We start from the raw sequence: 19,852 nt of genomic DNA, 5'->3' as shown, positions 1-19,852 counted from the left end.
TTAATCCTCCAGTATTCAGTCTCGGTAGCTATCACCATGACTTTGATAAGCCAATACATCTACCCTTGTGTACTTTTGTTGCTGTTAAAAACTTTATATTTTTCATCATCTAGGTAGTCAATTCTTTTCAAAATGATAGACCATCATCCTTTTTCTACCTAATTATTTTATAAAACTTGATAGTCTCGATGAAAAGCCTTGGCAGATACTACTCTATGATTTGTGAGGTCAAGATAATCTCCTGGATAGCCAAGGACATACATACTATAACCAGCAAAACCTCCTCCTGCCGTTCCGACTAGGCCAATTTTGAGATTGGTTGCAAGAGAAGACTGAAGTCCTGCCATTAAAATTCGGACATGATTGTCTAGCCATACTATGTAATTCTTTTGCAAGGCGTCTTCTACCCAACCTGATTTAGGAGTATTTTTACCAATTTCCCAAACTTCTACTATTTGATTTTTATATTTTGCTTGCATCTTTTTAATCTTTCTTTTAAGATTCTCACAGGGTTTTTATGTTCTTCTTGCCTGGTCTATGTTTTAGCAGACTATAGATCGTAACAGGGGTACTTACCAGTACAAGAACATGTCTCCAGAGTTCTGTTGAAATCATGAGTACTCTTATACAAAGAACAAGAGATAGCAATATTATTACAACTCGAGCAAATAAATCTAACAATTCGACATACTTTTTCATTTGATTCCTCCATCTATTGATTTCACATCTACCAGATCAGTTCCCTAGTCACTATGACGCTAACTGACCATCCTCTACATTCCTTTGTAAATTTAACCACTGTCAACTACTAGAAGAATGATAAACAATTGTAACAGATATGGACTAAGATAGGCACCGATAGATTTTGACTCTTTTTATAAGCAAAGCCCAGCATCAAACCTCCAAATAGATAATAGATAAATGAAGGAACATTATAAGGAGCATGCAGGAAAGAGAAGAGAGAGGCAGTCAGTATAAGCCCCAACCAAGAATTTTCAAAAACCGCACCTTGAAGGATACCTCTGAAAACAAATTCCTCCAGAATAGGCCCAAAAACTGTCACGCTTGCAATAAAGGATAAGGAAATTCCTGTACTAGTAGCCTCAAGGTGTTGATATCCAGCACCAGAAGAGACTGTAAAAAAACTATAATAACCTATATTTACCAGCACACAAATAAGAAAGCTTCCAATAAAAAGTAGAATTTCTTTCTTCGTTAACCTTCTTAGCGAAACCATATCAAACCATTTCGCATAGGCAATACTCAGTGAAATCCAGAAAGTCTTTGCTATAATAAATATGTACTCGTTTTGAAAAAAATCTCCTTGATTGATGGTATAACCTACTGAAGTAACTATTATAAAGGCTAAAAATCCAACAAACACAGCATGACATTTATTAAAAATGGCCATAAACACAACCTCTCTCCTATTTAGAATCATCAAAATAAGGATTCAAGAATTTTGCATTTTACAGATAATACTTAGCAGATATTATTTTAAAATCATCCATCTTATTTTGATGATCTATTCCAGACCTATAAAACTTCTATGTTCAAGATTCAAAGTGGCTTTTTCTCCATTTTTTATTGAACTGAACGAAGATATAAACCGAAGCAAAGTATGCTAGTGCATCCATTACATAATACCACTCATTTCCCCTAAGCGGATAAAGACAAGTTTGCATGATTACATACAAGATGACAATCGTAATTATTTTTTTCGCCATAAGAATCACTCCTTTATTTCAGTTTAGCATTGGTATCCTTGTAACTTTTACACACTCAGTATAGCACTGCTTTTTTAGGTTTTGCATCCAAATCTTAAATGGTCATCAAAAACTCTTAAATTGCAAGAACCCCTCTTGAAAAATCCCGTAGTCTGAAAACACTGCCTGTAAGTCCTTTTTGTGAGCTTACTTTTTATAATACTTCAAGCCCCAAATGAGCAGCAGCATGATGATTAAGCAGAGAACAGAAGCAATATAACCAATCAGTTGCTGATAGGATTCTGCCGCCGTCATACCTCTATACAAACCGATAATAGACATAAAACCTGTCAATCCGATGAACATGAGTTGATTGGTTCTCGGATTGACCAACTCATCATCTTCAAACTTTCTCACTCTCATTTCTCTAGTGAGGTAAACAATCACCAAAATAGAAGCCAAGTTAACAACCACTAAAAGCAATTGAAAAACTAAGGAAAAATGTAAAAACTGACGAGATAGAAATAAATAAGTAGAGATCAGTACAGGTAACTGACCTAGGAACAATCTCGCAAGGAAGATGTTCCGTTTTTTAGCAAGAAAAGTTTTCATTTCTTTGCTCCTTTCTTTCTCATTAAAGCAAAATAGATTATAACTGCAATCAGATAGGCAATGGTATAAAATAAATGATACCAATTACTATCCCCAATAGGAGACATGATTAGATACAAGATGAAAATGACAAGTATTTTTTTCTTCATAAAATTTCCTCCTAAATGTGTGCTTTATTTTAGTTGAGCTATATCCTTTACACTGCTAGTATAGCACTCCTTTTGACCTTAATTTTCCCAAATCATGAATGGTCATCAAAACCTCCTAAATTGTAGAAAAAATAAAAAGCAAGCACGGAAAACATGCTTGCCCTAATAAACCATAACCAATTAAAATGCTCTCATCCTTACTTCTCTTTTTTCTGATACATTCTCATGATAGCTAGGACGATAAAGGCTGCCCAGCTTGCTAAAACTAGGAGGGTGAGGCCTGTATGTAAGATTTCAGGTGTCCTCTCTATTCGGCTGATGAGACGGACTAAGGAAACCACTGCCATCTGAACGAGGAGCAAGGATTCTGCCCTAACCAATGATGTCTGCTGATTTTCAACTGCATGTAAAAAGGCTGGTAGCAAGACACAGGTTGCAACAATTATAAGCAGATTAGCTCCTGTACCTTCTCCCTCATTGACTAGAGAAAACATGAGAAGATTGGATAGGATGATCAGTACAGAACAAGCTATAAAATAAGATTTCTGGTTCATTTATTTTTCCTCGAACATTGTAAAAAGTCAGGCTGTATAAGGATAAATAGTTGCAGTTTTTTTCAAGTTAAAATGCCAAGGTCCTCTTGCTCACACATTCTCTAATCAGAAGTTGACAGCAAATGAACCGACAAAACCTGACGAAAGACTTGATCTTGACAGGTGGTATTGAGACTGGCATTGGGATAACTTTCCACAATCTTCATGACGGTATAGAGACCAACACCTCGGTCCTCCCCTTTAGAACTAACTCCAAAAGAGAATATTTCAGAAACATCTATGCCCTCTTCTTTGATGGAGTTTTCAATAATGAAGGTCTCCTGTGCTCCATTTTTTAAAAAGGCGATTGAAACGCGAGGTTGACTGGCCTCTACACTGGCTTCAATAGCATTGTCACAAAGGATAGACACAATGGTTAGAAAATCAAGCAGACTCATACTCTCGACCTGAATCTCCTCAGGAACTTCGACATTAAAGACAATGTCCTTTTCTCTAGCTTTTATAAATTTTCCAGCTAGAAGACTTTTGAGGGCACGATCCCGAACATTCACCAATCGGCCCAGGTCATATTTATTGTCCTGCAATTTCTGACTAGAATCCTTTAAGACCGAGTCGTAGACCTCTTTTATCTGCTCCATATCCTCCTCTTCAATACCCAGACGTAAGCTAGTCAAGAGGTTGGTGTAGTCATGACGAAAACTCCGTACTTCCTTGTAAAGTTCCTCTATATGCCGACTATAGCGCTCCATATCTCTATAGCGCAAAGCCTGTTCTTGGTTCAGTTTCTCCTGAAGTTTTTCCTTCAAATAGGTATCCAATTTCTTGATAATCCCCATAAAAAAAAGGAGGTAAAAGACTAGGATTAGATGGCGAACAGTCTTTGATTGGATATCGTATGCATATTCAAAGTAAGACAGACTTTCCATGACTAGAAAGTAAGCCCCCATTATCCAGTTAATCTTAGTCAAGGATTTTTGAAAATCTTTATCTAGGCTCTCCCTTCTCAAGCTAGTGAAATCATAGTCCAACCATTTCAAAAAGACTAATACTATGGAGTAAACGAATATCATAATCAACAAAAAGAGAGGATTTCCATATCCATCTACAATCCCTTTCCCAAAAAACGGAAACACAAAATAGGAGACACTTCTGTAAAAAATATCCATCAATACAATTGGAAAGAGACCATAAAAGAAAAGGAGTTTTTTAGGAAGCCCTCTTAACAATATGAGAGACAAGCTGATGCCGAACAAGGGTTCTATAAAGTATGACAGATAGTCAGTCAAGACTAAAAATTTAAAAGTTGTAACAATTGCTGCTAGAAGAAATTTTAGAAGAAAGGCCTTAAAAATTCTATCGAAAGTGAGACTAATTCCATCTACCTTAAAGAACATGATAATTTCTAGCCCACTAATAGCTAGTGAATACAATATCATCCAAAAAATATACATAAATTCTCCTCACTCAGTGTAAGTTATTGATAGCCTCAGATACTTCCCTGACCTTATAACGGGCGATTAGACAACTTCCACCATTGGGAAAGAAAAGCAGTTTTTCTTTCTTATCCAAACGAACTACATTAGTTGGATTGATAAGAAAAGAGCGATGGCACTGCAAGAGACGGGGCTCCTGCTTGAGAACCTCCTCTAAACTCGCCGTAAATTCCAGCCTGTCCGTCTTGGTATAGAGAATAACACGATGGGGTCTTGGGGACGTTTCGAGATAGTAAACCTCTTTAAAGGGATACTGGAATTGAGCAAATTTTGATTTAAAGTAAAAGCAATCTTCCGCCAAACTTTTACTATCTTGACTATTGGCATAGATAAGGGCTGTCTCGATCCGAGATTCAAACTCCTCTGCCGATAAGGCCTTATCAATGTAGTCCAAAGCAGACACTTGGTAGCGAAAGGACAGGGGCATAAACTCTGAGTGAGTCGTCACAAAGACGATCAGGGCATAAGGATCCCGATCCCGAATCTTTCTAGCCACTTCTAGCCCCTTCATCTCTTCATTTCGAATCTCAATGTCCAAAAAGAAAAGCTGATGCGCCCCCTTTTCATGCACCTCTGCCAGCAGTTGGTCTGGCTTGCCAAAGACTTCAAAAGAACTGGGGATGATACTCTGTTTTTTCAAAAGTTTTTCAATCGTCGTTTCAATCCTAGCTTGTTGGGAAAAATCATCTTCTAAAACAAATATTCTCATCTTCTTATTCTCCTTGTTTCAACCATTTTTGGCGAATTTCTCTATAACGACGTCTGGAATACTGAACAGCATATTGACCTTCTTCTCCAAGAAAAAGAGTCTTTGACTGGAGTTCCATGGATTTTACTCGTTCAAGATTGACCAGACAATTTCGATGACATCTCGTTAAGGTTTCCCCATATTGTTTCTCAAGCTTGCTTAAATTTTGAAACAAATCAAAGCTAGCGTCTTCTGTAACAATTTGCACGGTATGGGCTTTACTTGGATGCGTTTGGATATAGTAGATATCCTTTATGTTTAATTTGAAAATTTCTTTCTCTTTTTGGATGATGATATAAATCATGGATAAAAATCCTCCTGAAGAGAGGATAGCATAAGTCTAGAATCCATTTTTTGCCAAATCCTAAACGGTTCTTAAAAATTCCTAAAGTGTCGAAGTTTTTACAAAATAACTATGATAACCTTACAACTATTTTATCATAAAATCCCGCTATTACCATTCAGGAAATTTCAATGACAATTAAAGATTTGAAGGTAAAAAAAGAGTAAAAAGTGATAGGCTAGGATTATAGAAAGACAAAGGCTTAAAACAACTTTAAAACCATCACAAAGGAGGAATTCTCATGACGGATTCAGACCCCATCAAAAGAGCTCAGACACTGATAACTGAGTTAAACAAAGCTTACCAAGTCTGCAAAAAGGCAACAGCTGACGATGTCCGCTTTCAGGAGCAACTGGACAATATCCTCCGCTTTCTCTCTAAAGCTGAGACAGTGGATAATCGATTCTTGATTGAGCTGGAAAAATTTTACCAGACCTCCAGTCTTCTCATGGGCCTCAGTGCCCTCAATCCAGACGCTCCTACTCGCGCCGCTTGGAGAGCCTATGACCGCTTTCACTTTGACCAAGTCAAGACCAAGTTGAGTCTCTACGGACCAACCCTTATCTTGTAATAGTCTTCAAAAATCTCTTCAAACCATGTTAGACTCTTCTTGAGTAATCTGCGGCTAGTTTCTGGTTTACTCTTTGATGTTCATTGAGGTCACGTAAATAAAAATAAGTTGAGCCAACCTGAACTCAACTTATTTTTTCATCTAATCTTATAAGATTTAGTCCTGCATCTGACGTTTCACCTGATAAGGGAGATACAAGATGTGTAAGACCAATCCAGCTCCAAGCAGGGCTAAAAGAGCTAGTTTTTCTTGGAGGGTAATCACCCCAACTACCAGTTGAACCAATAAAACAAAACCAGTCAATCCTCGGACAACCGCCTGTAATCCCCTTTCCTTTTGCCCCTTGTCTAGCGGGAAAAGTTGAGTCAAATATTGGTAATCAAAGGCGTGATAGAGGGCCAATAACTGAAAGAGCAAGAGGTAGTTAAATAGAACCACCACTGCTGTCGCTATCCAAGCTTGCTCAATAAAGATCAACGCCAGCAAGGATAGGAAGAGGAGACGAAGACTGAGGGCAAAAAGATCTCCATTTCGCAGATAAGAACGAAGATAGAGGTTCTGCCAAATCTTGCTCGGCACCTTCTGAACTGCTTTTAGGATAACATCTAGATAAGCTCGTCTCTTGACGCTGTTTGAAATTCCCTTGACTTGGGTAAAGAGGGCAAAGAAACGAAGTAAAAACTGCTTGCGTTTACTTTCTTGGGCAATCACATAGTCCCAGTCCAGATGATTTGCACTAAAAAACTTGCCAGCTTTTTTCTGAAACAGGAAATATTTCCCGACTCCCAAAAGAAGAACATAGACCCAAAAAACTCCTAAGCCTAAGCCCATGGCTAAAAATAAAGGAGCAAAAAGGAGCAAAAAGAGAGTCTGTACACTAACCCAAAAGATGAAGGAAACTAAACTTTGCTTCTGGATGTGTTCTCTCACTTCTTCTTCAGCTACTAAGAGAAAGAGCTTATCAGGCGCTTCCACATAGGTCGCTATTCCTCCCCAAAGTAAGAGTAAAACAGAGACAATCCCAATTAAACCTAGGATTGGTAGATGATTCTCAGGAAAATGCTGGAGCAGTTGACTATACTGATAGGCTAGAAAACCTACTAAGACCAGTAAAAACAAGACAAAGTGGTCATTGAGCACATAACGCAGATAACCGACACACTCTTTACGAAAAGCCTGCTTTCGCTTTAGAAACAACTCTTTCATCTGTCCTCCTCTTTGGTCAAAGCTAAATAGATATCATTGAGACTTGCTTCCGGCATGGCAAAAGCTTGTCTCAGCTCTTCAAGATCCCCTTTAGCTCTGACTTGACCTTTGTGGAGAATGACAAAAGAATCACACATTTTTTCAGCAGAGTCAAGAACGTGGGTACTCATGAGGATAGACTTCCCTTTTTTCTTTTCAAGATCCAAAAGCTGAATCAAGTCCGAAATCGCCAGAGGATCAAGACCAAGGAAAGGTTCATCGACGATAAAGAGACTCGGATCCACAACAAAGGCACAGATAATCATGACCTTCTGTTTCATCCCTTTTGAAAAATGAACAGGGAACCAATCTAATTTCTGATCCAAACGGAACATCTTTAAAAGAGGTTCTACACGTTTAAAAGCTAGGTTTTGCTCAATACCATAGGCCATGGCAACCGTCTCGATATGTTCTCTGAGAGTTAATTCTTCGTACAAACTAGGAGTTTCAGGAATGTAACCAATCTGCTGACGATATTCTCGCGGATTGGCACCTAAGGTTAGCCCGTCGATGTTTATTTCTCCACTATAAGGTGTCAAAAGTCCAATAATTTCATTGATGGTCGTTGATTTTCCTGCACCATTGAGACCAATCAAACCGACCAGCTGTCCACTCTCGACTGTAAAGGACACATCTTTCAAGACAGGGACATGAACATAGCCCCCAGTCAGATTTTTAATTTCTAACATATTTTCTCCAAATCTGGTATAATGTAGCTATATTATATCAAAATTCAATACAGTAGAGGTAGATTTTATGTCAGATTGCATTTTTTGTAAAATTATCGCAGGAGAGATTCCCGCATCAAAGGTTTACGAAGATGATCAAGTTCTTGCCTTCCTTGATATCTCACAAGTAACACCTGGTCACACCTTGGTCGTACCAAAAGAACACTACCGCAATCTTTTAGAAATGGATGCTGCAAGTGCTAGCCAACTGTTCGCCCAAGTACCAAAGGTTGCTCAAAAAGTCATGAAAGCTACCAAAGCTGAAGGTATGAATATCATCGCCAACTGCGAAGAAGTTGCTGGACAAACTGTTTTCCATACCCATGTCCACCTCGTTCCTCGTTATGGCGCAGATGATGACCTAAAAATTGACTTTGTCGCTCATGAACCAGACTTTGACAAACTTGCCCAAGTCGCTGAAACGATCAAAAACGCCTAAGGAGTCACTATGAAACTATCAAATTTACTACTTTTTGCAGGTTCTGCGGTCGGTTCATACCTCCTCGTTAAGAACCGCCAAGCTATCACTGAAGAGGTTCTAGATACAACTGATCGTGTTGAAGCCATTAAGGATGACTTAGACATCATCCAAGATAGCCTGCAAATTATCGACCAACAAAAAGAACTCATCAAGGAATATCAAAAAGATTTGACCTATAAGTTTAAAGTCTTGGAAAAAGACGTCCAAACAAGATTAGCTGTACTAAAAGAATTGCAGGAAACTGAAGAAAACTAAGGAAAGGGAAACTCCAATTTTCCTTATTTCCCCTTTAAATCCATTTGGGTTAGCAAATCCTAACAGACCAGGGAGGGCATGAAAATGAAACAGTTTTTTAAAGTTCTGACGCGGATCATCCTGATCATTTGTGGTGTCCTCTGCCTTCTTGTAGCCCTAGCATTTCTAATACTGGCCAATCTGTTCAAGGCCTCACCGAGTGACATCCGAGAAGGAAATGAAGCCTTAAAACAAATCTTCATCTCCCTTGACCTGCCTCCTGAAAAAGTAGAATCAAATGGAAGCTATCAATTCGAAGGCGGGGGGTTGGATTTTTATGTGACATTCTCTGATGATGTTGTCAATAGCCACCCAGTCCTAAAAGAAAGTCCTAACCTGACTAAAAATCGACTTAAGGTCTATGTTCTACAGGCAGGTGATATTTCCTACCATTCAGTAGAGGACAACTTATTCAATCATGGTTTATCCCAATTTTTAGAGAAGGAAGGCGAGAAGTATTTCCGAGAAAACGGAAAGAAATCACATTCTTCTTACACAATTCTAACTTTGAATGATCCGGAAAGCATGAAAAAGGGGATCGCATTCTATGAAAAAGCTTTGACCTTGGTGGATATTCAGGATAATTCGGCAATTAAGCACATTGATACCGTCACCGTGAAACCTGGCAAGGAAGCGGAACTCAAGCAACTCATCCAGGACATGGATGAGGCTGGCTTACTCACTCAAAAATATCAATAGCAGATCAGTCGGAGATTATTTCTCCCATGCTCATACACTTCGAAAATCTCTTCAAACTACGTCAGCTCTATCTGCAACCTCAAAGCAGTGCTTTGAGCAACCTGCGGCTAGCTTCCTAGTTTGCTCTTTGATTTTCATTGAGTATAACATTCTAAAGAGTGCACGAAAAAGAGCCCGAAGGCTCTTTTTACTTTATGCTTTATTCTCCTTCAAAGGCATCCTTAATATGGTCAAAGAAGCCTTTTTTCTTTGGATTTACTTTTAAATCACCTGCAGCTGCGAATTCTTTCAAGGCTGCTTTTTGGCGGTCATTCAAACCTGTTGGGGTAACAACATTGACAGTAACATATTGGTCACCAAGGGCACCACCACGAAGGCTAGGCGCACCTTTACCACGTAGGCGGAATCGTTTACCAGTCTGAGTTCCTTCTGGAATGACTAATTCTACATCACCATGAACTGTAGGGATGTCTACTGTATCACCAAGTGCTGCTTGAACAAAATTGAGGTTCAAATTGTAGAAGATAGTGGTTCCTTCACGTTCAAACTTATCACTAGCTTCCACCGAAACTACTACATACAAGTCACCATAAGGGCCTCCATTAAAGCCAGCTTCACCTTGACCAGCTAGGCGGATTTGTTGACCTGTTTCCACACCAGCAGGGATTTTTACGTGTACGCTATGGGCTTGTTTTTCATGACCAGTTCCATGACAGGTTGTACATGGATCTTTGATTTCTTGACCACGACCATGACAGACATCACAGGTTACCTGGCGACGCATCATACCAAGAGGTGTTTGGGTATCAACATTGATCACACCTGAACCATGACAGCGTCCACAAGTAACTGGACTTGTTCCAGGTTTGGCACCAGACCCATTACAAGTACGACAGCTTGCTTCACGATTGTATTTGACTTCCTTTTCTGTACCAAAAATAGCTTCTTCAAAAGTCAAATGAACGCGATACTGGAGGTCGTCACCTTGACGAGGGGCATTTGGATTACGTGATGCACCGCCACCACCAAAGAAGCTTGAGAAGATATCTTCAAATCCGCCAAAACCACCTGCTCCATCGAAGCCACCGAAACCGCCAGCACCACCAAAACCACCATTGGCACCCGCAGCACCGTATTGGTCATAGGCAGCACGTTTCTGTTCATCGCTCAAAGTTTCATAAGCTTCTTGAACTTCCTTGTACTTGTCCTCAGCTCCAGGATCCTTGTTGATATCTGGATGATATTTTTTAGATAATTTCCGATAGGCTCTCTTGATCTCATCTTGAGATGCATTTTTCGAAACGCCCAAACGGTCGTAAAATTCAGTATTGTTCATTTAAGATACCAAGACCGTAAAATTCGACTGAAAAATAGGAAATCTGACGCAGGAGCGATGCTCCTAGACAGATTTATCTTTTTTCCGAGAATTTAGGTCGGATTCAATTCCTTTCTTTCATATTGAGTAAGAAACTTTAGAACTCAGGTTCAATTCCCCGAACACTCTTTGTTCCTTTCTATAATTTATAAGTAAATCTTTAGAGGATGTTTTCTATACTTCGCTTCACTTGATCAAACTCTTGGTCCGATAGAGTAAATATCAAATCCTCTTCAGCATACTCGTTCTGTTCTTTAAAATAGTTATCCGTATTCTCTGCCAAACCTAGACTAAGAATTACTTTTCTTGCAAACTCTTGATGCGCAAAACCAATAGCCGTAATGATTTGTTTATCTTGCACAAGAACTTTCGGTTGGAAATTTTCACGTGGAAGAAATTCAAAATAGTCAAAGAAGTTTTGCCAAATTCCACCTGTAAATTTCGTATCCTTCAACAAGCCTGCTTTCGCCAATAAAAGAGGCGCTGAAGAAATGGCTGCAATGAGGATATCTTGCTCACCAAGGTTCCTCAAGAACGAAAGCAATTTCTCATCCTGTAGGGCAGGTCCTATATTTACCATTCCTGGCAAAATCACACAAGAATACTCTTCTATACGGATCTGATCTAGTGTTTTGGTCGGTTGACAGGGCAAACCATCCTCAGAGACCACCATCGAGTGATCTGAAGCGACATAATCAATCGTGACGTCAAAAGACAGAGCTAAAGTACTTGTTAAAGCGGTTATCTCATAGAGAGAAAAATTAGGATAAATGATACAAAGTACTTTTTTCATACGTAACATCCTCTATTTTACCGAAAAACAGAGGCTGGGTTGCAACCTCTGGATTTCTTCTTATCATTACGACGTTCAAAAACAAAGTCGATTATACTTTGTTTTTGAACTAGTAAGGCTGAATTGATTTTCGGATTAAAGGAATCCTAAAATCTCGGAACCTTTCTTTATTTCAAGAGGTTCCGCTAAAACAATCCACTGGATTGTTTTACTTCTCCGTAAACTCTCCGTCTACGACGTCATCGCCTGCATTTCCTGTTGCTTGTGCGCCTTCTGCTCCTGCTTGGGCTTGTTGCGCTGCTGCGGCTTGTTCGTAGAGTTTAACGGCAAGTCCTTGAGCTTTTTCGTTCAATGCTTCAAGTTTTGCTTTCATTTCGTCCAAGTTGTTGTCTTCTTGGGCTTTCTTAAGCTCATCGAGGGCAGCTTGGGCAGCATCACGTTCTGCATCGAAGCCTTTACCTTCAGTTTCCTTGATTGTCTTTTCAGTCGCAAAGATAGCTTGGTCTACTTCGTTACGAAGGTCAACTTCTTCTTTACGTTTCTTATCTGCTTCAGCGTTAGCTTCTGCATCTTTCATCATGCGGTCGATTTCTTCATCTGTCAAACCTGAGTTAGATTGGATAACAATTGTTTGTTCTTTTTGAGTTCCAAGGTCTTTGGCCTTAACAGATACGATACCGTTCTTATCGATGTCAAATGTAACTTCGATTTGTGGGATACCACGAGGTGCAGCTGGGATATCTGTCAATTGGAAGCGTCCAAGAGTCTTGTTATCTGCTGCCATTGGGCGTTCCCCTTGAAGAACGTGGATATCAACGGCTGGTTGGTTATCTGCTGCAGTTGAGAAGACTTGTGATTTAGATGTTGGAATAGTAGTGTTGCGGTCGATGAGTTTTGTAAATACTCCACCCATTGTTTCGATACCAAGTGACAATGGAGTTACGTCAAGAAGAACAACGTCTTTGACGTCACCAGTGATGACACCACCTTGGATAGCAGCACCCATAGCCACAACTTCATCAGGGTTTACTGATTTGTTTGGTTCTTTACCAGTTTCAGCTTTAACGGCTTCTACAACGGCAGGAATACGAGTTGAACCACCGACAAGGATCACTTCGTCGATATCTGACAAGCTCAAACCTGCATCTGAAAGGGCTTGACGAACTGGAACTTTTGTACGTTCTACAAGGTCACGAGTCAAATCGTCAAATTTCGCACGAGTCAAAGTCATTTCCAAGTGAAGAGGTCCAGCTTCACCAGCAGTGATGAATGGCAAGCTGATTTGTGTTGAAGTTACACCAGAAAGGTCTTTCTTAGCTTTTTCAGCCGCGTCTTTCAAACGTTGAAGGGCCATCTTGTCTGTTGACAAATCAATGCCGTTTTCTTTCTTGAATTCTGCTACTAAGTGGTCGATGATTTTTTGGTCAAAGTCGTCACCACCGAGTTTGTTATCCCCTGCAGTTGCCAATACATCAAAGACACCATCACCCAATTCAAGGATAGATACGTCGAATGTACCACCACCAAGGTCGAATACCAAGATTTTTTCTTCTTTGTCTGTCTTGTCCAAACCGTAAGCAAGAGCTGCTGCAGTTGGTTCGTTGACGATACGTTCTACTTCAAGACCAGCGATTTTACCAGCGTCTTTTGTTGCTTGACGTTGAGCATCGTTGAAGTAAGCTGGAACTGTGATAACAGCCTTAGTTACTTTTTCACCAAGGTATTCTTCAGCGTAACCTTTCAAGTATTGAAGGATCATAGCTGAGATTTCTTGTGGAGTGTATTCTTTACCGTTAGCAGAAACTTTTTCAGAAGTACCCATCTTAGATTTGATAGAGATAACTGTATCTGGATTTGTTACTGCTTGACGTTTTGCCGCGTCACCAACGATGATTTCACCGTTTTTGAATGACACAACAGATGGAGTTGTGCGGTTTCCTTCTGGGTTTGCGATAATTTTGCTTTCAGTTCCTTCAAGAACTGCTACTGCTGAGTTTGTTGTACCTAAGTCAATACCGATAATTTTAGACATATGTTTTTCTCCTTAAATTTATCTTCTTTTTTTCTTTTTGATATTTCCCCTTAAGTGGTGGGGACGTGAGCAACTCCCTTCGGGATTTCATCACTTATTTTTGAGCCTATTGTCTCAAAAATCCCCTGTTTCAGTAGCACAAGCTACTGAAACTTTCACCACGGCGGGAAATATCTTCCTTGCAAGCCTCCGGCTTGCTTCTTATCTTTCTTTCATAGTTTATTGTCGTTTCGGACAAGGTTTCAATGTATATAAGTTGCGACACGAGAAGTCGAAATCGATATTATTTCGACGACGAGTTAGTAAGGAGGCTAGGCAAACGCCATAGCGATTGCCGTTTTCTGACGAGTTGCTTTAGCTACCGTCAGAATTGCCTAGTTATAAACCACTACAATAGCCGGTCTTAGGATGCGGTCATGAAGTTTGTAGCCTTTTTGGAAGACTTGTGCGATGGTATCTGCTGGATGTTCGTCATCTGCTGGAACTGTTTGAATGGCCATGTGGTAGTTATGGTCAAATTCACCATCTGCTGGAATTTCTTCAATTCCTTCTTCTTTCAGAGCATGTATCAAACTTTCTTGGACCATTTCCAAGCCCTTCTTCACATCATCTGTCAACCCTTCGACGGCAAGGGCACGTTCAAGGTTATCAAGTGATGGCAAGATTGCTTTTGCCAAATCTTGGCTACGATAGCGTTGCAAGAGTTGACGCTCTTCATTGGCACGGCGCTGAATGTTTTGCATTTCTGCATGGGCACGAAGATATTTGTTTTCAAATTCCTCGGCACGTTCATTAGCCAAATCCAATTCCGATTTCTCAGGAGCTGTTTCTTCAGCTGTTTCCACAACTTCCTCTTCTTTTACTTCTTCATTTTTAATATCTTGGGCCATTTTCGCCTCCTTTAATGATTTCAATCTTAATTCACTTCATAGTGATTACTGCTGAGATAGCGGTAAAAATCCGTCAACTTCATGGTCAAAACTCGATTAACTACATTGAGTTGATTGACCAATTGTTGATAATCCAGATTGACCGGACCTATAATCGCAAGGATTCCAAATCCACGATAGGGAATCAGGAACTTACTGCTAATCACTGCTAAGTCAGCTAAACAGGATTCTTGGCTATCCGCAACTCGGACACTTTGCGTCTGGTCGCCAATCAGATTTTCTCGAATCTCCAAAGCAACCTTTTGTGGCTGATCAAAAAACTGATAAGCTGCTAGATTAGCAAAATTCAAGAGATTGACTTTGCCAGAAACCACGATATTTTCATTGAACATTTCTTTAAAGATATGTTCGACGAGGTCCATAACATTATCCGTTGTTGTAAAGTAACGTTGGATAATTTGCGGAATCTCTGTCCGAATCTTGTAGTGAATATCCAAAACAGTTTGATCCAGGAAACGCTCTTGAATCATGGTCTTGAGGCGATTTAAATCCTCCTGCAAGAAATTTCTCGGAATCAAAAACTGACTGGTAACTGTTCTAGACTCATCAAGCGTAAAAACTGCCAGTGCTGTATGTTGTCCGAGGACAACGATATCAAAAGCTGTTAGCTTCTGCCTACTTGGTTCTACATCTAGCGCTACAACCGTACAACCACTCAAGTCTGACAAGATTTTCGTTGCCTCTTGAAGGATATCCTCAAGCTTGAAGAACTCCTGATCAAAGGCTTTTACAATCTCATAAACTTGATTTTCAGCTAAACGGTCAAAGGATAGGGAGTGTTTGACATAGTATTGAAATCCAGCCACACTGGGCATCCGACCACTGGAAGTATGAGCCTTTTCAAGCAAACCTTGCTTTTCTAGAGCTGCCATATCATTTCGAATGGTAGCACTACTAGAGTTGATAGACTCTTGCAAGGCTTTGGATCCAACAGGTTCGTGCGTTTTGGTAAAGATGTCAATAATCAGATTTAAAATATTCTGCTGACGTTCTGTAACCATCTCGCTACTCCTCTCTGATAGATCTTTTTTAGCACTCGACACATCCAAGTGCTAACTTATGATTCTATTATACACCCTTAGAAAAGAATGTCAAGACAAAAACTCAAAAAATTAGCACTCTTTTGCCAAGAGTGCTAAAAATCAGTCTGAGGACCTAGAAACTATTGTCAATCAACCAGATATTTCCGTTTAAGTCTGTAAAAACTATAGATTAGATAAGTAATCATAAGAGCATATAGGGCAAAAATAAGGAAGAAAGAATGAGAGAGGCTTTCGCGAAACAGACTCATACAAACAACTAGACCTCCAGAGATAGAAACTATCGATGTACGAAGTCCAGATTTCACAACATCCCATCGAAGATGATTGTTCATGAAAGATTGATCATTTAAATCTACATCACAAGTTGCTTTTCGAAAAACAGTATAAGAACAATTTTCCACAAATTCCCATCCTCTATCCTTAATACTTTGTAAATCTACCTCATTTTTTCTAAGGTAGCTAGTATTCCACACAAGGTAAATTACATCATCTGGTCGGCATTGTTCAAAATAGAAAAAGCCAAAACGATTCGATTTAAATTTCCAACCTTTCAAATGCATCTCATGCAAATAATCTTCTACCTTATCCAAATCAAAAATGGTAAACATTCGAAATTGTACTTTGCTATTCATTGTCTAACCTCCAAAATGGTTCTATTTATCAGATAATTCTTTCCACTTTTGAAACAATCTCCAAAAAACATATGAAATCTGAATCGCAAAAACTATCAATAGAGTACAATCTATGATAACAATCAAAAACATTTCCCAACTGAAATGACTACCTCCACTGACAAACTTTGATAAAATCGGTAGTAGAGCTAAAAAGAGAAGCAAAATAGGAAGCATCCGCATTGTTAAAATCTTCTTGACCATTGCTAACTTCCCGGCCGCGTCATTATAAATTTCAAACTCGGCATCCGACTCAACTCCAGAATAAAGCTTTCTAAAATAGGAAAACCCATTAAAGTTTGTAATATGCTCCCAGCCAAAATCTTTAAACAGTTGTAAATAGGAAGCTCTCTCTGACTTTTTCATAGGATAAAAGTCCAACTGATAAACCACCTGCTCCGGTTGGCACTCTTCAAAAGTATACTTAACCGCAACCACTAAGTTAGAGTAACTTACTTCCTTAAGTTTCCAGCCTTGAGCATGCATTTCTCTGAGATAGAGAGCCTCTCTATCATAATCCGCAATGGTACAAATCCTATAAACAACTTTCTTTTCCATCAAAGCTCCTCCCGACTGTTTCTGTAGAGTCGTTCAATACGTTTCAACTCAATATCTAAAACTTTTCGGCCCAAGTCTGTTATCTGATAGATTTTTCGTTTTTCCTCTTCTCGGACAAAGGAAATCAAACCATCCTTTTCCATCTTTGACAAGGTTCCATACATGGTTCCAGGACTAATCGAAACCTGCGAATCTGTCATTTCTTTGACCGTTTGCGTAATACCATAGCCATGGTTCTCCTTTTGCAGACAGAACAGAATATAAAATCCCGTTTCAGTCATGGGAATGTAGACACGCCTAATCTTATCTGTTAATTCCATTTAACCAGACCTCCTATTCAGTTCGATATATCGCACTTCGTTACATAAAATATATCACACCTCGATATAAAATGCAAGAAAAAAAGATCGTCCTCACGGACAATCTTTTTGATTTATCATTAGTAAAGATCTAGGTAGTTATCAATTTCCCATTGTGAGACAAAAGTTGCATAGCTTGCCCACTCGATGCGTTTGGCTTCAAGGAAGCTAGTATAGATGTGCTCACCTAGAGCTGCTTTAACCACTTCGTCTTCTGTCAAAGCTTTCAAAGCATTGTGAAGAGTTGATGGAAGGTCTGTGATGCCAGCCTCTTTACGCTCTTCAGCAGTCATGATGTAGATATTTTCTTCGATTGGTGCTGGTGCTTCAATTTTGTTTTCGATACCGTTCAAACCGACTTCCAAAAGAACAGCCATAGCAATATAAGGGTTTGCCATTGGGTCCACCGAGCGCAACTCCAAACGTGTTCCCATTCCGCGTGAAGCTGGTACACGGACAAGCGGTGAACGGTTACGGCCAGCCCAAGCGATGTAAACAGGGGCTTCGTAGCCTGGAACCAAACGTTTGTATGAGTTAACGGTTGGGTTCATGATAGCTGTATAGTTGTAGGCATGTTTGATCAAACCACCAAGGAAGTAGTAAGCAGTTTCTGATAACTGCATTCCTTTTGGATCATTTGGATCAAAGAAGGCATTATTTCCCTCAGCATCAAACAAAGACATATTGCAGTGCATACCTGAACCAGCGATACCAAATTTTGGTTTAGCCATAAAGGTTGCATAGAGACCATGTTTACGCGCAATTGTTTTTACAACGAGTTTAAAGATTTGAATCTTATCACAAGCACGAAGAACTTCATCGTACTTAAAGTCAATCTCATGTTGACCTACAGCAACTTCGTGGTGACTTGCTTCAACTTCAAATCCCATTTTGGTCAAGACATTCACAATCTCACGACGAGTGTTGTCAGCAAGGTCAGTAGGTGCCAAATCAAAGTAACCACCCTTGTCATTTACCTCAAGAGTTGGATCTCCATTTTCATCAAGCTTAAATAGGAAGAATTCTGGCTCTGGTCCAAGGTTGAAAGATTTGAATCCAACTTCTTCCATGTGACGAAGAGCACGTTTGAGGTTTCCACGAGGGTCTCCCGCAAATGGTTCCCCTTCTGTTGTATAGACATCACAGATCAATCCTGCGACACTACCGTTCTCATCTCCCCAAGGAAAGACTGTCCAAGTGTCCAAGTCAGGGTAGAGGTACATATCTGATTCGTTGATACGAACAAACCCTTCAATAGAAGATCCATCAAACATAGCCTTATTTGACAAGACCTTGTCTAGTTGTTCATCTGTAGCAGGAATTTCGACGTTTTTCATAGTTCCCAAAATATCTGAAAACATGAGACGGATAAAGGTTACATTTTTTTCCTTAACTTCACGACGAATATCTGCAGCTGTGATTGGCATGGTTTTTCTCCTTATATATGACGACTTGCGGTTGCCTAACCGCGACCAAAAGGTGATTGTTGAGAAGCGAAGCGACTTTGCTGGAGAACTTCATTCCGAAGCGCTCTACGCACTTCAGTTTGACTCACTGGTTTTTTAGACTTCGCCTCACGTTCAGCATATTTTTTCTTGATGGCAGCAATGTTCAGACCTTCAGAGATATAATCTTTAATCTCAAGCAATCGATCCATATCATTCAAAGAATACATACGGCGATTACCTTCGTTGCGATCAGGTTTAATCAATTCCTGGTCTTCATAGTAACGAATTTGGCGCGCCGAAAGATCGGTCAGCTTCATAACACTACCAATAGGAAAAACTGCCATATTGCGACGAAATTCTTTTTCCTTCATGTACACTTCCTTCTTTCTGTCTATTATAGTCTAAAAAAATTCAATCGTCAATCAATAATGTTATATCTTGTGACATTATTTTGTTTTTTTCAGTAAAATGCTCCGTAAACGATCAATATCGTAATTTACAAGAATTGCTACAAAAACACCCATAAAGGTTTCAAAAACTCGAGCAAACACGTACAAAACTGTCTCACCGTTTGGAATTGATAAGGTAATAATCAACATAGCCGCAACTCCACCGATAACACCTGCTTTATTGTTCATAGCAACATTTGTCATAATGGTTAACATGGTACAAATTGGAACAACAAGGAGAGTTACCCAGAAGGCGCCATGAAAAAGATTATTTAAGAGAAAGAAAATCAGGGCATAAAAACCACCGATACTATTTCCGAGAATACGAGAAGTACCAAAATGAACACTCTTGTCAAAGTCTTCTCTTAAACTAAAAACTGCAGTCAAGGCTCCAATCTGAAGTCCTTTCCAACCAAAAAAACCAAAAATCATGAGAACTAAAAAAACAGCGATCCCTGTCTTGAAAGTTCGCATCCCTAACTTAAACTTGGATTTGTCAAATCTATACTTTTTAAAATAACTCATCATTTCAACTTTCTATTTCCATTTTA

At 39.4% G+C, this 19,852-nt stretch carries 25 protein-coding genes; 4 read left to right on the top strand and 21 right to left on the bottom strand.

The genetic code is table 11. From position 1 onward, the window contains the following. Window positions 1–167 precede the first annotated feature (167 nt). The 8 genes from AXE83_RS02500 to AXE83_RS02465 all read right to left on the bottom strand — a co-directional run bounded on the left by AXE83_RS02500 (window position 168) and on the right by AXE83_RS02465 (window position 5,566). Window positions 168–479 carry a hypothetical protein gene (locus tag AXE83_RS02500; RefSeq protein ID WP_060955298.1) on the bottom strand — a complete coding sequence of 104 codons (312 nt, stop codon included), beginning with the start codon at window positions 477–479 and terminating at the stop codon, window positions 168–170. 329 nt (window positions 480–808) lie between these two features. Then, window positions 809–1,411 carry a CPBP family intramembrane glutamic endopeptidase gene (locus AXE83_RS02490; RefSeq protein ID WP_060955296.1) on the bottom strand — a complete coding sequence of 201 codons (603 nt, stop codon included), beginning with the start codon at window positions 1,409–1,411 and terminating at the stop codon, window positions 809–811. Between the two features lie 502 nt (window positions 1,412–1,913). Next, window positions 1,914–2,318, bottom strand: coding sequence for a hypothetical protein (locus AXE83_RS02485; protein WP_060955295.1), 405 nt, complete (start codon window positions 2,316–2,318; stop codon window positions 1,914–1,916). Further along, a complete protein-coding gene (locus AXE83_RS10930) occupies window positions 2,315–2,467 on the bottom strand; it encodes a hypothetical protein (RefSeq protein ID WP_148130295.1) in 153 nt (50 codons plus the stop codon). Before AXE83_RS10930 ends, AXE83_RS02485 begins: the two co-directional genes overlap by 4 nt. 197 nt (window positions 2,468–2,664) lie before the next feature. Next, on the bottom strand, window positions 2,665–3,021 hold the full coding sequence (locus tag AXE83_RS02480) for a hypothetical protein (RefSeq protein ID WP_060955294.1): 357 nt from the start codon (window positions 3,019–3,021) through the stop codon (window positions 2,665–2,667). Window positions 3,022–3,122: 101 nt separating this feature from the next. Beyond that, window positions 3,123–4,472, bottom strand: coding sequence for a sensor histidine kinase (locus AXE83_RS02475; protein WP_060955293.1), 1,350 nt, complete (start codon window positions 4,470–4,472; stop codon window positions 3,123–3,125). Between the two features lie 13 nt (window positions 4,473–4,485). After that, on the bottom strand, window positions 4,486–5,223 hold the full coding sequence (locus tag AXE83_RS02470) for a response regulator transcription factor (protein ID WP_060955292.1): 738 nt from the start codon (window positions 5,221–5,223) through the stop codon (window positions 4,486–4,488). Between the two features lie 4 nt (window positions 5,224–5,227). Further along, window positions 5,228–5,566, bottom strand: coding sequence for a LytTR family DNA-binding domain-containing protein (locus tag AXE83_RS02465; protein WP_049504297.1), 339 nt, complete (start codon window positions 5,564–5,566; stop codon window positions 5,228–5,230). Window positions 5,567–5,846: 280 nt separating this feature from the next. On the opposite strand from AXE83_RS02465, the gene AXE83_RS02460 reads away from it, so the two are divergent. Further along, complete coding sequence (locus tag AXE83_RS02460; RefSeq protein ID WP_060955291.1) at window positions 5,847–6,176, top strand: hypothetical protein; 330 nt, start codon at window positions 5,847–5,849, stop codon at window positions 6,174–6,176. Between the two features lie 156 nt (window positions 6,177–6,332). Here AXE83_RS02460 and AXE83_RS02455 read toward each other — a convergent pair whose 3' ends face one another. Next, window positions 6,333–7,382 (bottom strand): ABC transporter permease, encoded by a 1,050-nt coding sequence (locus AXE83_RS02455; protein WP_060955290.1) that lies wholly within the window; start codon window positions 7,380–7,382, stop codon window positions 6,333–6,335. Continuing rightward, complete coding sequence (locus tag AXE83_RS02450; RefSeq protein WP_060955289.1) at window positions 7,379–8,110, bottom strand: ABC transporter ATP-binding protein; 732 nt, start codon at window positions 8,108–8,110, stop codon at window positions 7,379–7,381. The genes AXE83_RS02455 and AXE83_RS02450 overlap by 4 nt, the downstream gene beginning before the upstream one ends. A gap of 67 nt (window positions 8,111–8,177) precedes the next feature. Here AXE83_RS02450 and AXE83_RS02445 point away from each other — a divergent pair, with 67 nt between their 5' ends. The 3 genes from AXE83_RS02445 to AXE83_RS02435 all read left to right on the top strand — a co-directional run bounded on the left by AXE83_RS02445 (window position 8,178) and on the right by AXE83_RS02435 (window position 9,623). Beyond that, window positions 8,178–8,588, top strand: a complete 411-nt coding sequence (locus tag AXE83_RS02445) for an HIT family protein (RefSeq protein WP_060955288.1) — start codon at window positions 8,178–8,180, stop codon at window positions 8,586–8,588. Window positions 8,589–8,597: 9 nt separating this feature from the next. Then, complete coding sequence (locus AXE83_RS02440) at window positions 8,598–8,885, top strand: hypothetical protein (protein WP_045763640.1); 288 nt, start codon at window positions 8,598–8,600, stop codon at window positions 8,883–8,885. Between the two features lie 84 nt (window positions 8,886–8,969). Then, window positions 8,970–9,623 (top strand): hypothetical protein, encoded by a 654-nt coding sequence (locus AXE83_RS02435; RefSeq protein ID WP_083500974.1) that lies wholly within the window; start codon window positions 8,970–8,972, stop codon window positions 9,621–9,623. A 199-nt stretch (window positions 9,624–9,822) separates the two neighbouring features. Here the strand turns inward: AXE83_RS02435 and dnaJ are convergent, their stop codons facing one another. The 11 genes from dnaJ to AXE83_RS02380 all read right to left on the bottom strand — a co-directional run bounded on the left by dnaJ (window position 9,823) and on the right by AXE83_RS02380 (window position 19,826). Further along, window positions 9,823–10,959, bottom strand: coding sequence for a molecular chaperone DnaJ (gene dnaJ, locus AXE83_RS02430; RefSeq protein WP_060955286.1), 1,137 nt, complete (start codon window positions 10,957–10,959; stop codon window positions 9,823–9,825). A 199-nt stretch (window positions 10,960–11,158) separates the two neighbouring features. Then, window positions 11,159–11,791 (bottom strand): DJ-1/PfpI family protein, encoded by a 633-nt coding sequence (locus AXE83_RS02425; RefSeq protein ID WP_060955285.1) that lies wholly within the window; start codon window positions 11,789–11,791, stop codon window positions 11,159–11,161. Window positions 11,792–11,999: 208 nt separating this feature from the next. Continuing rightward, window positions 12,000–13,823 carry a molecular chaperone DnaK gene (gene dnaK, locus AXE83_RS02420; RefSeq protein WP_045763636.1) on the bottom strand — a complete coding sequence of 608 codons (1,824 nt, stop codon included), beginning with the start codon at window positions 13,821–13,823 and terminating at the stop codon, window positions 12,000–12,002. A 374-nt stretch (window positions 13,824–14,197) separates the two neighbouring features. Then, a complete protein-coding gene (gene grpE, locus AXE83_RS02415) occupies window positions 14,198–14,713 on the bottom strand; it encodes a nucleotide exchange factor GrpE (RefSeq protein ID WP_060955284.1) in 516 nt (171 codons plus the stop codon). Window positions 14,714–14,739: 26 nt separating this feature from the next. After that, the gene (hrcA, locus tag AXE83_RS02410) at window positions 14,740–15,774 is read right to left on the bottom strand and encodes a heat-inducible transcriptional repressor HrcA (protein WP_060955283.1); all 1,035 of its coding nucleotides are present in this window, start codon (window positions 15,772–15,774) and stop codon (window positions 14,740–14,742) included. A 167-nt stretch (window positions 15,775–15,941) separates the two neighbouring features. Further along, entirely contained in the window at window positions 15,942–16,448 is a 507-nt protein-coding gene (locus AXE83_RS02405; protein ID WP_060955282.1) for a DUF2812 domain-containing protein, read from the bottom strand. 21 nt (window positions 16,449–16,469) lie between these two features. Next, window positions 16,470–17,045, bottom strand: a complete 576-nt coding sequence (locus tag AXE83_RS10450; protein WP_083500972.1) for a DUF2812 domain-containing protein — start codon at window positions 17,043–17,045, stop codon at window positions 16,470–16,472. Further along, window positions 17,045–17,365 (bottom strand): PadR family transcriptional regulator, encoded by a 321-nt coding sequence (locus AXE83_RS02395; protein ID WP_060955281.1) that lies wholly within the window; start codon window positions 17,363–17,365, stop codon window positions 17,045–17,047. The genes AXE83_RS10450 and AXE83_RS02395 overlap by 1 nt, the downstream gene beginning before the upstream one ends. Before the next feature lie 119 nt (window positions 17,366–17,484). Continuing rightward, window positions 17,485–18,831 carry a type I glutamate--ammonia ligase gene (gene glnA, locus AXE83_RS02390; RefSeq protein ID WP_045763630.1) on the bottom strand — a complete coding sequence of 449 codons (1,347 nt, stop codon included), beginning with the start codon at window positions 18,829–18,831 and terminating at the stop codon, window positions 17,485–17,487. 35 nt (window positions 18,832–18,866) lie between these two features. Further along, window positions 18,867–19,223 carry a transcriptional repressor GlnR gene (gene glnR, locus AXE83_RS02385; RefSeq protein WP_000659543.1) on the bottom strand — a complete coding sequence of 119 codons (357 nt, stop codon included), beginning with the start codon at window positions 19,221–19,223 and terminating at the stop codon, window positions 18,867–18,869. A gap of 75 nt (window positions 19,224–19,298) precedes the next feature. Then, the gene (locus AXE83_RS02380) at window positions 19,299–19,826 is read right to left on the bottom strand and encodes an FUSC family protein (RefSeq protein ID WP_025171302.1); all 528 of its coding nucleotides are present in this window, start codon (window positions 19,824–19,826) and stop codon (window positions 19,299–19,301) included. Between the last annotated feature and the right edge of the window lie 26 nt (window positions 19,827–19,852).

The organism is Streptococcus sp. oral taxon 431, assembly GCF_001553685.1.
Lineage (GTDB): Bacteria > Bacillota > Bacilli > Lactobacillales > Streptococcaceae > Streptococcus.
Note: the sequence above shows the minus strand (reverse complement) of the source record. Positions and strands in the feature narration are given on the sequence as shown.